Origin of the sequence: Phenylobacterium sp. (genome assembly GCF_044372605.1) — a bacterium.
Taxonomy (GTDB): Bacteria; Pseudomonadota; Alphaproteobacteria; order Caulobacterales; family Caulobacteraceae; genus Phenylobacterium.
This window is the reverse complement of the sequence record NZ_JBILRO010000066.1, coordinates 1-13918: the sequence shown is the minus strand read 5'-3', so window position 1 is coordinate 13918 and position 13918 is coordinate 1. Positions and strand designations below refer to the sequence as shown.

General features: G+C 63.7%; 7 protein-coding genes. 3 read left to right on the top strand and 4 right to left on the bottom strand.

The window, feature by feature from the left end; translation table 11 throughout:
* From ACIQ42_RS07710 to ACIQ42_RS07695, 4 genes are all read right to left on the bottom strand, one after another.
* Nucleotides 1-1924 (bottom strand): hypothetical protein (locus tag ACIQ42_RS07710; RefSeq protein WP_397421623.1); only part of this gene is annotated, 1924 nt, incomplete at its 3' end.
* A 4-nt stretch (nucleotides 1925-1928) separates the two neighbouring features.
* On the bottom strand, nucleotides 1929-3776 hold the full coding sequence (locus ACIQ42_RS07705) for a hypothetical protein (protein WP_397421622.1): 1848 nt from the start codon (nucleotides 3774-3776) through the stop codon (nucleotides 1929-1931).
* A gap of 2 nt (nucleotides 3777-3778) precedes the next feature.
* The gene (locus ACIQ42_RS07700) at nucleotides 3779-5725 is read right to left on the bottom strand and encodes a heme-binding protein (protein WP_397421621.1); all 1947 of its coding nucleotides are present in this window, start codon (nucleotides 5723-5725) and stop codon (nucleotides 3779-3781) included.
* Nucleotides 5722-7110 (bottom strand): multiheme c-type cytochrome, encoded by a 1389-nt coding sequence (locus ACIQ42_RS07695; protein ID WP_397421620.1) that lies wholly within the window; start codon nucleotides 7108-7110, stop codon nucleotides 5722-5724. The genes ACIQ42_RS07700 and ACIQ42_RS07695 overlap by 4 nt, the downstream gene beginning before the upstream one ends.
* Nucleotides 7111-7574: 464 nt before the next feature.
* Between ACIQ42_RS07695 and ACIQ42_RS07690 the strand changes: the two genes are divergently transcribed.
* From ACIQ42_RS07690 to ACIQ42_RS07680, 3 genes are all read left to right on the top strand, one after another.
* The gene (locus tag ACIQ42_RS07690) at nucleotides 7575-9059 is read left to right on the top strand and encodes a ShlB/FhaC/HecB family hemolysin secretion/activation protein (protein ID WP_397421619.1); all 1485 of its coding nucleotides are present in this window, start codon (nucleotides 7575-7577) and stop codon (nucleotides 9057-9059) included.
* A 17-nt stretch (nucleotides 9060-9076) separates the two neighbouring features.
* The gene (locus tag ACIQ42_RS07685) at nucleotides 9077-12847 is read left to right on the top strand and encodes a filamentous hemagglutinin N-terminal domain-containing protein (RefSeq protein WP_397421618.1); all 3771 of its coding nucleotides are present in this window, start codon (nucleotides 9077-9079) and stop codon (nucleotides 12845-12847) included.
* Between the two features lie 11 nt (nucleotides 12848-12858).
* The coding region (locus ACIQ42_RS07680; protein WP_397421617.1) for a hypothetical protein at nucleotides 12859-13918 on the top strand (1060 nt) is incomplete at its 3' end.

Sequence of the window (13918 nt, the reverse complement as noted above, 5' to 3'; positions counted from 1 at the left end):
AGTCTTTCACCAGATGAATCCGCCACTCCAGCTTGGGATCCAGCAACGACCGCTGGATCAGCACACGGCGGCCATCCTGCTCCAGCCACTCGAAGCGGCGCTGGCCATCGGGATTACGCAGGAGGCTGAGATCATTTCCCTTGGGATCGGCCGCCGGGCCGGAGGTCTTCAGGGTCGGATAGGCTGACGAAGATCCGTGGCAGTCCTTGCAACGGATCTCAACGGCATTGGCCACCTCGCCCATGATCAAGCCGGTGCCATGGCTATCCTGGCTGAAATGGCAGTCGGCGCACTGCATGCCCTTCTCGGCATGGATATCCATCATATGGACGGCTTTGCCGGGCGCGTTCTGACCCACCGGGGTGAACTTCGGAGCATCCTTGCGGACGAACTTCTCTGGATCATCATTGGCGATGACCTTGCCCTCGGCGTCCAGCAGATTGCCCTCACGGTCCCGCTTGAAGATCGCCCGGAAATTCCAGCCATGGCCGTGATAGTCCGCGAACTGGGTGTCCTTCAGCTTGGCGTTGAGATCGAAGACATTACGCAGGAAGTCGAGGTCGGCCCACAGGCCACGTGGGGCGGCGCCCTCGGGATTGCGCTCCAGAACCTTCCTTATCTCGTCGGATGTCGGGTATTTCTGGCGCTCCGGCCACATGAAGGGCGCATCGGCTTCGTAGTCCCACATCGTGTAGCCGAGGTAGGTGTTCACGAACATGTTCGGCTGGTGCATGTGGCAGTTCATGCACTGAGCTGTCGGGATCGAGCGCGTAAAGGCGTGCTGGATCGGGTGCCCGGACTCCTCCTTGTCGATCGTCGGATCAACGGTCGCCGACTTGCCGTCGCGGCCAAACTTGGCCCAGGTCAGGCTGGCGTGCGGCTGACGATTGTTGGCGTAGACCACGTGACATGACGCGCAGCCCGACGAACGGTAATCGCCCGGCTGGTCATTGGTGCCCATGAACCAGGTGAAGGGGTCGTTCAGGCGGGTCTTGTGAATGTTGAGCAGTGGGATCGCGACCCTGAGGCCGGTACCCGGGCCGCGGTTCGATTGTTTCAGGTCGGGCCGCCCCGGCTCTTCCAGGCGCTGGATCGCGCCATTGGCGTTGGGCAATCCCACCTCGGCAAACTGGGTATTGATGTTGCGGCCGCCACGTTCAAACACCCGAAAGACGTCGCCGGGCGGTGTCACCTGCCAGGTCGGCAGAGGATAGAGGGTGGGCAAGGCCCCCCGCTTGGCCTGTTCCGGGGTCACAGTTCCAGGCGGGGACCCCGGCGAAAGCAGCCGCGCAGGCTCTCCGTGGACGGTGTACGCCTCCCCCAGGACATAGTTTTTGAACGGCAAGATGCCGTTGTTGTAGGACGCGCCGCCGAACAGCATGGCGCCCGTCGCCATCAGCGACCGTTCGGCCTTCTCGATCAGTTCCATGTGGCAGGCGCCGCAGGCCTGGCGGGCGACCCGATAGTCAGACGGATTCACAAAGCGGACAAATGCCGGCGCTTCGCGATTCAGCAGCGCATAGCTTTGTTTAGGGTTGGCGGAGCTGGGATAGTGCCAGGTCTTCGGGTAGCGCGGCAGCACGTGCGCCTTGTCGCGTACGACGTTGTACTGGCTCGAGCCTTTGGTCAGACCCGCCGGCAGCATGGCGCCGGCATCGCCGCCGTGACAGGACACGCAGCCCAGTTTTACCGCCTGGGAAACGTGCATGCTCTTGGCGTCGGAATCGGTATGGCAGGACACGCAGCCGCGGCTTGCCTGATCGACCTCCGCGTCGGTCATGCCGAGCTTGGCGTGTGGGGCCTCAACATAGGTGCGGGGAACCGGCTTCTCGCCGCCCGCGGCCTGAACCGACAGGGGCGCGAGCAGAGCCATCGCGATAATGGCCCCAAGCTTCAGCAGTTTTTCCCTGAGTTTACGCATCATGACCCTAGAAGCTGAGAACCGCGTTCAGCAGGATGGAGTAGTATTTTTTGTGACCCGGACTGTTCGAAAACAGATCCTTGAAACCCTTGCCTGGATCAAAGGCCGCCACCGATCCACGGAACACCAGGTTCTGGGTCATCAACGGCCTGTAGATGGTCGACACCGAGGCATCCCAGCCCAGCGCCCTGGGGATTGAGCCCTCCTGGCGTAGAGCCTGGACGATCGCGGTCGAGGCAAAGGAGATATGATTGAGATTGGTGGACACGCGCAGTTGCGGGGTCAAATCAAAGTCAGCGCCTGCTCCCAGCAGCACGGTGCCCGGATTGTTGAAATTCGACTGCCCTTCGTCCTTGGATGACCTCAGACTGTTGAGCACGCCGTTTCGACCGTTGATGGCGATGACGCGACCGCCGCCTGCGAATGGAATGGTTTGCCTTATCCAGTAGCTCGTGTCGGAGCCGGCGAACTGGGGGTTTTCCTGGATGGCGTCGAAACCCGTTTCCTTGTTGTCGTAGGGATTCTTGTCGCCCGAAGCATAGAGCCCGGATAGCCTAACCCGTATCCAGCTGAAATCCATCGAAGGCTCGACGGCGGCGAAGTAGCTGCGAATCTTCGCCTTGCGGTCAGTGAAGATACTGTTCCGGTCAGACCCCAGGGCCAGGAAAGCCGACGCCGTCAGATTGACCCTGCCGATCCGGCCATCAGCATTGTAGCCAAGATAGGTCACGTCATAGTTCCGGCCGCGCAGGTTGCCGATCAGGGCTGGGCGCACCGGAAAGCCGTTCTTGTCGATCTGGATCTGATTGCGTTCGCGGTTCAGATTGTGGGCGACAATGACCTGTGAGGTCATGCCGGGGAATGGCAGATCCTGGCGATAGACGTTTGCGACAAAGACATAGTCCTCGCGCAGATTCTGAGTGATGTCATTCAGGCCAGAGTTGGTGTCCTTCTCGATCCGGCGGAAAGCCGCCAGATTGTATTGAAACCGGTTGTTGTCCCGGTTGCCGAAGAAGCGGACACCCAGTTGGTTGTCCTGGAACAGGAAGCCTCGGAACTCGGTGGAAAACGGCTGTATCCCTACCCGTATGCTGTCGAAATCGTAGCGAAGCGACACATCACGGATGTGGTAGTCGACGAAGGCTTCCTGGACGCCCACGAAGGCGTCATTTCGATGGGTTTTGCGGCTGGGCTCGACGTAGAGAACCCGCTTCTCAGGTACATCGACATAGTTGTCCTGGAACGCCAGCGCCACGCGGAACTCCAGTTCCGGAGGTTTGAAGGCCGTGGATCCCTTGATCACCGAAACAGCGGCGATGAATGTTTGGGCCAACACCAGACTGGAGTCGCGACCGAAGATATCCAGGCTGCCCGGGCGCGAGGTGGTCTGGACGCTGACCGGAATCGGGAAGCTGCGAGGTTCGATGACGGTATCGGAGATCGCATTGACCGCCAGGAACCAGTGTTCCGAACCCTTGAACGGAATGTCGCCCTTCAGGAAGTTCTGGTTGTAAGGGTCAAACCAGCGCGGCTTGACCACACCCAGCGCGCCGGCCAGCCGCCATCGATCCGGAATCGGCAGTTCATCGTGCGGGAAGGCCTCGGGCGGCGGTGCGCGCACGGCGCCGGGGTTGGTCTGTTCGATCGGCTCCGGAAAAGTCTCGACACGACCCGGGCGCCGGCGACCGGCTAGCGGCTTGTCGTCATCCACCGGCGCGGCGGCATCCGTCGGGACAGCCTCGCTCGGCGATGAGGTCACTTCCGGCGCCGCCGGCGGCGGCGGCGGCGGCGCGGCATAGGCATGCCCCCCAAGGCTGGCGAACGCTGTCATCGCAAGGAGGGAGATCGTTCGCATGCCTATTTCCCCTGGCACGCATTCTGATCGGTGGTGTCGAGGAAGGGCGCGAATGGACACCCCACATAGCGAAGTCGAGCCGGCGCGGAAGGACCGACGATCAGCGTATCCGCACGAATACTCGCCGCCGCATTGCTGATTCCGCCGACCCTCGCGGCTGCATTATGGGTTCCCAGGAACGAGATCATGTCGTCCTGATCGATCCCGTCCCCTGACACTCCAATGGCCCCGATGAGACGGGTTCCACGATAGATCGGTACCCCGCCCGGGAAGATCTGAAGGCCATTCTGCAGCCGGTTCTGACCGGGAGCCACCTGCGGAAGACTGGTGCAGACGGCCGGCGTATCAGTAGCCGACGCGCCCGTGACGAAGCCGAGGTGCTGGCCGAGGTTGCCGATGATCAATGCCGACTGCAGGCCTGTGGAGAGCGGGCTCCACTGGGTTATCGGGCGCGAAAGCGGCCCGTTCGGGCGACCAACCTCGCCATCCGGATAGTAGGGTCGGGCCAGGTTGCCGAGCGTCCGCGCACCAAAGGCCGTCTTTCCGGTCAAGGCTGCCGGGTCCGCAAAGAAGTCGCGGGTCTTCTGAACGAAGCTGCGGACGTCAGCGCTGGGATCAGCGCCAAGCTCGGTCGCAGCAAAGGTCGCCGAGAACAGCGAGGCCGACCGGGCCTTCTGGGCCGAGACATCGATGCCGAACACAGGAGCGTCCGGGGACCGCACAATCCCCAGAATCTGACCGCGGCTATCCACCACCGTGATTGATACCTGGGCGCGGCTGTCCAGCGGACGTCGAATCTGGGCCCGCGCCCGGGTCATGATTGTGAAGGCTTCCTCGAGTACGGCCCGAACTTCTGCGGCGGTCAGTGCGGAGAGTCCGTCGGCGCCATCCGTCCCACCTCGAATGGGGAAACGGACCTGTCCCGAACCGTTGGTCAGAACCATGGCCCCAGGCGTCGAGAATTCAGCTGCCGTCGCCAGGCGCAAGCCGGAAGCCTCGGTCCCGTAGGCCTGTCCGGCCAGAGCGCTGCCGCCAACGTAGTAGCCGTTCACCGCGGTAAAGGATCCAACCGCCGCGCCAAGGCTGGCGAATGCGGGAGCGCTCCCCGGTGCGGACTTCAGCGTCCCAGCGCTGGCGTCGCTGAAGCGCAGGGAGGTGCCATCCACCGTCACCCGATCGGCCCGGATCTCGACAGGCGCGTCAAAGCCCGTCGCCGCTGCAAAGGCTATAGCCTCCTCTGCGTCGTCCTCGATATCCAGGATGTTTCTGTCGAACCCGTAGTCGCCATCGGCCATGACGCCGACGCCGCCAACAAGGACGCCGCCCTTGTAGAGCGGGAACCCGCCCGCATCGGCCGCCAGCCCCAGCGGCGATCGCCGGGGTCCGATCGGCGCGGTTGCCACGCGGGTGGTGACATCTGAACAGGGCAAGGATGAGAACTGCACGCCAAACAGCGGACCGCTTTCCAGGCCCACAGCTGTCGGGCTCGGCGGGAAATGTTCCTGCACGATCTGACTGGCCGTTCGCGTCGAGAACGCATTGCCGCCGGACGAGAGATAGGCGCCGGTAATGGCTTTGGCGATCGCCCCGGCAGCCGCTGGAACAACCACGCCCTGCGCATCAAGATTCGCGCCGCCGGGACCGGCCCTGAGCATCGCCGTGGCGCGGGCCCCGGTCATCGAGTAGACGGCCAACACATTGCCGACCCGGTCCGTTACAGCAATCACGGCCGGCAGGCTTCGCGCGCGCGATTCCGCGACGGCCTGTGCAATCACCTGTTGAACTTCAGCCGCCGTGAGTGACTGGGCACCGGGCAGAGCGTAGGCCGCAGCCGGGGTCACGGGGTTCGTCGGTGTGACCGCCGCCGGCGGCGAGCCGCCACCGCCGCCGCCGCAAGAGGCCAGGGTCAGCGCCGCCGCGCCCATTGCCCAGCGCGCGGCCCGCTTCACCGCAAGGACCTCGCCGCCTGAGCCACCTGCGCCAGGGACTCGCGGAAGGCGTCCGGACGATAGCTGTTAGGATCCCGGACCTGAGCGTAGGCGCGATCGAGACTGGGGCGCAGCCTTGCAGCAACCGCCCGATCCACCTGGCCCGAACTGACCAGCGCATTGAGCAATGTATCCGCCGCCATAACCGCCTGGGCACTGCCGGTGTAATCCGTATAGCGCCGGGCCAGTTCGCCCGTGAGCACAGTATCCAGAATAGCCAGGGTGTCCGAACGCGAGAAGTTTCTGGCCGCAAAGGCGTCCGACAGTGAGCGCGCCGTGGCCGCCAGCTTCGCCGCTGCGCGGATCGATTCACCCTTGTCCCGAGCCAGAGCGGCGTGGAAGGCTGTGGAGTCAGCCTCGAGCCGTGCTGAAAGCCCTGGCGCCGTTACCTTCGCCGCCGCCGACAACATGATCATGTTCTCGTCGTTGAATGGTGGTTGTCCCGCAGGGATTGGCCGTCCCGGATTTGATTGCCAGGCGGGGCGGGCTTTCGGATCGTCCGAAATCTGTCGGTGACAGCTGTGGCAATCGAAGAAGTACAGCTCGGGGAAAGCCCCCTGCCCGCGTCCTGGCTGCGTGTAGAGTGTCAGCGCCCGATCGAGCGCCATGGCCTGACCAACCGCCCAGGTTTTTACGCCCCCTGCATAGGTCTTGCGCTTCATATAGTCAGCGTCGACCGTCCAATGCTGCTGAAGATTGGAAAACAGGTCGAGCTCGTAAGCGACCCTGGGATGCCCCGCCGCCATGATCTGGTGGGTTACGAACTGGCCGGGCTTTGAGCCTCCGAAGTGACAGTCAAGACAGACGCCAGCGCGAACCTTGGGGTTCTCGAGCGCCTTCATGCCAGCCGCGACATTGGCGGCATGGGAACCGTTGACCGACCGATGACTGGCCAACCAGTTGCTGGACCCGCCGTGGCAACTCTCGCATCCCACGCCATCAGAAATCTGGAACCGCGCCCCGCGCTGTGATGTAGCCACGGGATCGGCATGGCAACCGAGGCATTCCTTGGCGTTCTGCGCCGGACCGATACCCATTTTCCGGGCGATCGCCTGCGCCCGGGGCTCCGTCAGTACGCGCCAGGCGCGACTGTGGGCGCCTGCCTGACTGGATGGGTCTTGCCAGGTGATCAGTTCGTTCTGACGAACGTTGAGTCCGGAGTCGACCTGGCGGCTGTGACAGGTAGAGCCCGCGCAGGAAGCCACGCCTTCGTGGACGTTGCGAGCCGCCACAGGTTCGGGCGCAGCGGTAGCGCCGCGACCAAAGGGGATTGCGGCTGCGGCAATCAGAATGGCGAAGGCGACGCCCAACGCGCCAACGACACGCGACGCTCCTGCTTCCCCCATCGGCCCTCCCCGGCTTTAGGTCACCAGTCTTATCGACGTCCACAAATCTACGGTAGTCCGAATAAGCCGCAAGAGATTGAATTCTGCATCGCGCCGCATCCTGCGTGCAATTGATCGACCTATTCCACTCAACACTGCTTAACAATCAGAACGGCTGGGACTAGACCCTTCCAAGTAGGCATTTGGGGGAATGGCTTATGTCGGGGTGGCGCAAAACATCGCAGAGCGAATATAGGCCCTCGCGCCTTTTGGTTAGCGCCCTGTCCACTAGCGCCTTACTCTTTCCGGGCATCACTCTCGCCCAGGTCGCGCCCAAACCAGGCTCCACTGTAAGCGGTATCGGCGTGAGTGCGCCGGAGCTTAGTCCCGACGCCCGGGTCAAACGACCGCCAACCCGGCGAAACGCAGGCGTGTTTGCACCTGAGCCGCCTGGGCCTTGCCCGCTGGAAAACTCGACCGTCGAGGTGACACTGAGCACCGTTACCTTCAACGGCTCGACCGCAGTCAACGACGAAACCCTTCGCGGCGCCTATGCGGAGTATCTGGGTCGGCCACAAAAGGTGTCGGTGATCTGCTCGATCCGGGATCGGGCGGCGCAGATCGTTTTCAACAGCGGCGTCCTGGCGCGCGTCGAGATCCCGGAACAACGGATTGCCGGCGGTGCACTGATCCTCGAGGTGATCGAAGCCCACGTGGTCAATGTGCGGGTCCGCGGCGACGTCGGACCCGCCCAATCCACGATCGAGCGCTATGCCGAGAAGCTTCGGGGCATGAAGCCCTTCGACATGGCCCGGGCCCAGCGGTATCTATTGCTGGCGTCAGACGTACCGGGCCTGAGGGTTCGCGCCGCCGTTCGACCGTCGACCAGCGCCGAGCGCGGCGCAGTCGATATCGACCTGACCGTCATCAAGGATGACCCTGACGTCTACGCGAACATCCAGAACACCGGTTCGAAGCAGGTCGGTCGCTGGGGCGGCTTGATACGGGGCGAACTGGCAGCCCAGACCAGCCTTGGCGAAAGCACCGCGCTGACCGCATTCCATACGCTGGACTCCAACGAACAGTGGCTCTTGCAACTGGCCAGCACCGCCCGCTTTGGCGCCGAAGGCCTGATCGGCCGTGGAGCACTGGTCTATGGCGAGAGCCGTCCCGGCGACTTCCTCAAGGCGCTCGACCTGACCAGCAAGTCGATCATCGCCAATCTGGAAGGCGCCTATCCGCTTATCCGGTCGCGCAACCGGAACCTGAACCTCGCCAGCGGGGTCGATTTCGTTGATCAGAAGACCGACATTCCCGAGGCCGTTTCGACGCACGATCAACTCAGGGTGCTCTACGTGCGGGCCGACGGCGACTACCGAACGGAGTTCGTTCAGCGGCCTGCTTTACTGAGCGGCGGGATCATAGCGCGCAAGGGAATCTCGGTGCTCGGTGGCAGTGAGCGCGGTGATGTCGACCTTACCCGCCCCTTGGGAAATCCCGAAGCCTGGGTCCTCAGGGGTCAGGGCGATCTCGACATCGCCTTGACTGACCGCATGACAGCGACGCTGCGGGCGCAGGCCCAGTATACGTCCAGCGGCCTGCTCCCCTATGAACAGATTTCGCTCGGCGGCCTGACCGTGGGACGCGGCTATGACCCTTCGGCCCTGCTGGCGGACAAAGGGTTCTCCGGTGCCTTTGAACTCCGCTATGGCCCGTTGCAGCTTCACCCAAAAGTACTGGCCGCTCCCTATGCCTTCTTCGACGCCGGTCGTGTGTTCAACAACAACACCAGCCTGTCGGGTCTGCCGCAGAGCCGGACGTTGAAGTCGATTGGCGCCGGCGTGGTCTTCCGGGTGTTCAGCCGCGCAAATCTAGAGATTACCTATGCCCATCCGATCGACGCCATCGACACCGGCGGCGTGAAACCCACGGATCGGGTCTTGATCCAGCTGACGGCGAGCCTGCTGTGATGCCGGAGGAACGTCAAATGACACCACTTGCAAAAGCCGACGCCAACGCTGCCAGACGTCGCGGTTTGCTGCTGGCGCGGACGGCGCTCTGCGGGGTGTTGGCGGGTATCGGCGCTACGGCGGCGCATGCGTTGCCCGTGGCCGGATTCTCCGAGGTGAATCCCGGCGGCGGTTTGCCCGTCATTACGGATTCGGTCTCGCGCACCGACGTCATACTGAACGCCCCGCGCACCGTGATTTCGTGGAGCAGCTACAACGTAAAGCCCGACGAGACCGTTACCTACAACTTCGCCAGCCGCAACGGTATCGTCCTCAACAAGATCATCAGCCTGCAACCCTCGAAGATCGAAGGCATCGTCCAGGGAAAAGTCGGCGGCGTTTCAGGTGGCAACATCTGGTTCGTCTCGCAAAACAGCATCATCATCGGCCGGGGCGCCCAGATCGATGCGGGCGGACTGTTGTTCGGCATTGGTACGGCCAACACAGCGACATTCCTGGACCCCACGAACAACACCTTCGCGTTTGATGGCAACGACTCTTTCCCCGGTTCACGCCTGTGGGTTCTGGCCAACGCCAAGGTCCGCGCCAACGGCGGCATGGTAGCCTTCACCGGCCCCACCGTAGTTACACGGGCCAATGCGACCGTCACCGCTACCGAGGGCAGCGTGCTCTACGGCGCGGCCAAGTCCTTCAGCATCCGGCTGGCGCCAGGGGCTGGCGGCGATTTTGATCTGATCGACTTCATCGTACCCAATGGAGCGGGTGGCGGCGAAACTGGACTGGCGCTGGACCTCGGCGCTGAAACGCGGGCCAATGCGGTCTTCATAGCTGCGGTCAGCAAGACCTCCATCGGCAGTGCGGTCATCAACCTCGAGGGCATGATCACCGCTCAGGCCGCCCGGGCCGATGGCGGCGATATCGTCCTGTCCGGCGGTGGCAGCATCCTGGGCCGCGCGCCAGGCCCCGCGATAAGCGGCGTCGCGAATACGGACGTCTATCTGAACCGCGCCTCAGCCTCACGCGATCTGTTGATCAGCAACGTTGGCCAGACGTTTGCCCGCCCCTGGGTGCGGCCGCTGGATGAGCTGAAGGACCCGCTTTCGTTGCAAGAGGAAGCTACCCAGCAGGCAATTTGTGAGGCGGACCCCGATTGCAACCCGGTTGATGGTAACGGGAATGGGCCGCCGCCCCCCCCTCCCCCCGGCAACGGCTTCGGTAACGGCAACGGCTTCGGCCCACCCTTGATTGTCGACCTCGGGGACCTGGTGTCGACACTCTTTGACCCTACCGCCGTCTCAACGATAACCGCTGGGCGTGACACCCGGATTCAGGCGACGGCCACGATTGAACTCGGACGGATCGTCGCCAGTCGGGACATTGCAGTCACCGGCCCCGATGTCATGGCCAACAGCCTGATCGCCACGGGCAACCTTTCGGTCAGTTCGACAAAGGGCGTGGTTGAACTGGCAGGTGTCGCCGTGGGCCGCGATGGGATGATCGTCGGCAAGACAGATGTCGCGATTGATTCAATCTCCGCGCCGCAAAAACTCACCGTGACGGCTGGCGGCGGCATCGTCCTGGGCGACGGAACTTCCAATGTCGCCGGCGCCATCACCCTGACAGCCGCCCAAGGCGTCAGTGTTGACCTGTCTTCGGCCAAGATTGACGCCATCACCGCCGGCGCATTCGCCAATCTCAGGGGCGGCGCCCTGGACGTGGGCACGATCACGGCGCCCCGGATCTTCGCCCAGTCGGCCAGCCTCAAGATCGGCACAGCCACAGCCACGGGCGACGTTTACGCCGTAGCGACCAGTGGCGATTCCATCGTCGGCACGGCCAATGCCGGCGACGACGTTTATGTACTGGCGACCAATGGCTCGGCCTCCTTGACCAGCGGAAACCTAAGCGGCGCGGGGCTTGACGCCACCGGCGTGTCGTTTGCCGGCAATCCCGACACAGATGGCAATGGGCGCGTGGTGGTGGTGCAGTCCACGAACCTGGATGCCAAACTCGGCCTTGGTACAGGCGGGGTGACGGGTGCAACGGCCGTCACGGTCACGGCCGGGCGCGACGCGATCGTCGATGTGCTCAGGAACACGCCGGCCATCCTAAGGGTCGCCGCGGTCAGGGACGCCACGCTCAAGGCGCCGACCATCCGTCCGGATGCCGTGACCGCCGGCCGGGACCTGGCCATCGGCAGTACCGTCGGCGATTTCAATCTGCTGACCAATCTGGTCGCCAACCGCAGCATCTCGGTCAGCGCAGCCGGCGTGCTCAGGGTGGCGGACGTACGAGCCGATGCGGGATCAATCACCCTGACCGGCGCGAGCATCCAGGCCGGCGCTGTCTCGGCCAGCGACGATCTGACGCTGAAGGCGTTGACCGGGGGCGTCAGCACGACCAGCTACAAGGTCGGTCGCGACCTGATTGTGCAGGGATCAACGTTGTCGCTGGGATCCGGCATCGCGCCCGTGACGCGTGATCTTTCGATAACTTCGCTGGGCAGTTTCACGTCGACAACGCCGCTGAGTACCGGCAGAAACCTGACCCTGGATGTAGCTGGCAAGGCCAGCGTCGCCGCCACCTCGGCGGGCGGCTCCGTCCGCATTGTGGCCGGCGACCTTGACCTGACCGGCGCGCTGGCGTCTTCGACCGCGCAGATCGAGTCCCGGTCGGGTGCCATCCGGGTCGGCGGCGCGGCAGGCGACACGACGGGAACCCTGACCCTGGACAGCTCGGACTTCGGTCAGTTGCGCGTCTCCGGAGCATTGCGGATCTTCGCCGGCTCGGTCACGGGCGCGTCACGGGGCGATCTGACTCTGCAGTCCCTCTCAGTCAATACGACTTCCACCCCCGACGTGGCGTTCCTGGTAGGCTCAAGCAATGCGGCCCGGGTCACCGGTGCCGTAACCCCGACCACCAGCGCCGGTATCCTCAGAATAGGTGATGCGACGGATCTCACCTGGCGACCGAACGCCATTCTCGTCAGCGGATCACTGGGAGCAGCCACTTTTTCCGGTGGAGACTACTCCGCAATCAGCGCGTTCGATGAGCTGCGGCTGGCCGCCCGGCAGGACATCCTGTTCGGATCCCAGCGGTTCATCACACTGGTCCAGGGCACGGCCATCGGCGATATCGACATCGCCAAGGCCAAGCCCCTCGGCGTCGCTCCGACAGCCGACGAAGCGTCGAAAGTCTTTGTCTCAGCCGGAAAGCTCGAAGTGTCGGCGGACAACAAGGTCGTTCAGCAGAACACCTCGCCAACCGGGTCGGTACAGGCGGTGGGAATCTTCCTTTCGGGCAAATTCGACCCGGCGCTGATCATCGATCCACCGAAGCTGGTCGAACTCTGGGGAGCCATTGGCGGCCGGGACGGCAAGGTAAGCAAGGGCGCCGCCGCGAACAAGGCGTTGACCTTTACCATCGTCGACAACAACGGCGCGCCGGTCGCCAAGCCAGACGGCGCCAACTACCGTTTCAATAGCTGCGAAGTGGGCGCGTCCCTGTGCGGCGGGATCTCCGGCGACAGCAGCCAGGGCGGCGGTGTTCTGAGTGCAAGCGATGTGCTCAACAATGCCTTCCTTGGCAACAGCAGGTCGCGACCACCGGCAAGAGAGCAGACTTCAGAGGAAGAAGGCGCCGCCTCGGTGGCGTCCGCCGAGGATCTTATAACACCCGCTGTTGTGCTGTCTGTTGCGCCGGTCGATCCAGATGAGATCGTCACCGACCCAGTGGTGACAGGAACGGGCAGTGAGGAAATCTGGCGTCAGCGCAGGCAAAAGAAATGATCGGCCGGAACATGATCGGTAGAACTTTTCGTATCGGACTGGCGGTCGCTTCGACGGTCGTCGCCTTTGGATCAGCCAGTCAGTCACAGACCCGCGCTGACCTCATCCCGCTGGGACAGAGCGCGACCAGCGGCGCGGTCTGCCAGGCTGTGCGCGACTATGACGATCCTGTCGTGCAGGCCGCCGGTCGTCGCGCCTGGAGTATCCGTTGCCGGGGATGGGAAGGTAGCCTGGGTCGGCTCTATGCATTGCCAAAGGCCGTCGACGCCGGCGCCTGGGAAACAGCGCTCAAGGCGCGCGCCAACTGTGACTCAGGCTCGAAATCCGCCACGATTTCGGGGCTTGGCGCCGTTGATCGCAGAACCTGCCGCAACGCCTCGGCCAAGGCGCCCTACCTTGCCTATGTTTCCGGAAGGGGTGGCGCAGTGTACGCCGCCGAGGGGCAGGCCCAGATCGCCGACGTACTTGAGGCGGGCTTGAAGGTCGTGTCCGGAGCTGCGAAACCGCCAGCGGCCTCGGATATCCAGACGTCGGCGGCCAGCGCCGAGATCGCCGCAGATTTCGGCGGCGCGACAGGTGGTCTGGCCCGGGCGCAAGCCGCAGCCGCTACAGACCCCGTTCGCCTGCGAACCCGAGCTTATGTTCAAAACAACGAATGGCGCTTCGAAAAGGCCGAGACTGACTTCCAGGCCCTGCTGACGGACGCAGAACGGCGGCGCGCGCCGCCGGTCGAGATGGCCGAGGCGGTGCTGAACCTCGCCCTGAATGTCTCCAACAACAGCCGCTTCCTGGAGGCGGATCGCCTGTTCCGCGACGCGGACGCTCAGCTATCGCTAGCCAACAACCCTCTCCTCTCCGCTCAGGCCAGAACCTATCGCGCATTGCACCTGCGCAACGCCGGGCGGTTCGCCGAAGCAGTGCAGGCAGGCCAGGCCGCCCTGCAGGCCGCTGATCAGGTACGCGCAGCGCGCGGCCTTGGCGCTGGTGGCCCCGCCGTGACGCAATCGACCTCAGGCGAGGTGACGATTGGCGGGGACCTGTCTGCGGCCCTTAACACCCGAATAGCGGGTC

Bases quoted from the DNA above. Each gene is read 5' to 3' on its own strand.
- ACIQ42_RS07705 (WP_397421622.1), bottom strand. From the start codon at position 3,776: ATGCGAACGATCTCCCTCCTTGCGATGACAGCGTTCGCCAGCCTTGGG.
- ACIQ42_RS07695 (WP_397421620.1), bottom strand. From the start codon at position 7,110: ATGGGGGAAGCAGGAGCGTCGCGTGTCGTTGGCGCGTTGGGCGTCGCC.
- ACIQ42_RS07685 (WP_397421618.1), top strand. From the start codon at position 9,077: ATGACACCACTTGCAAAAGCCGACGCCAACGCTGCCAGACGTCGCGGT.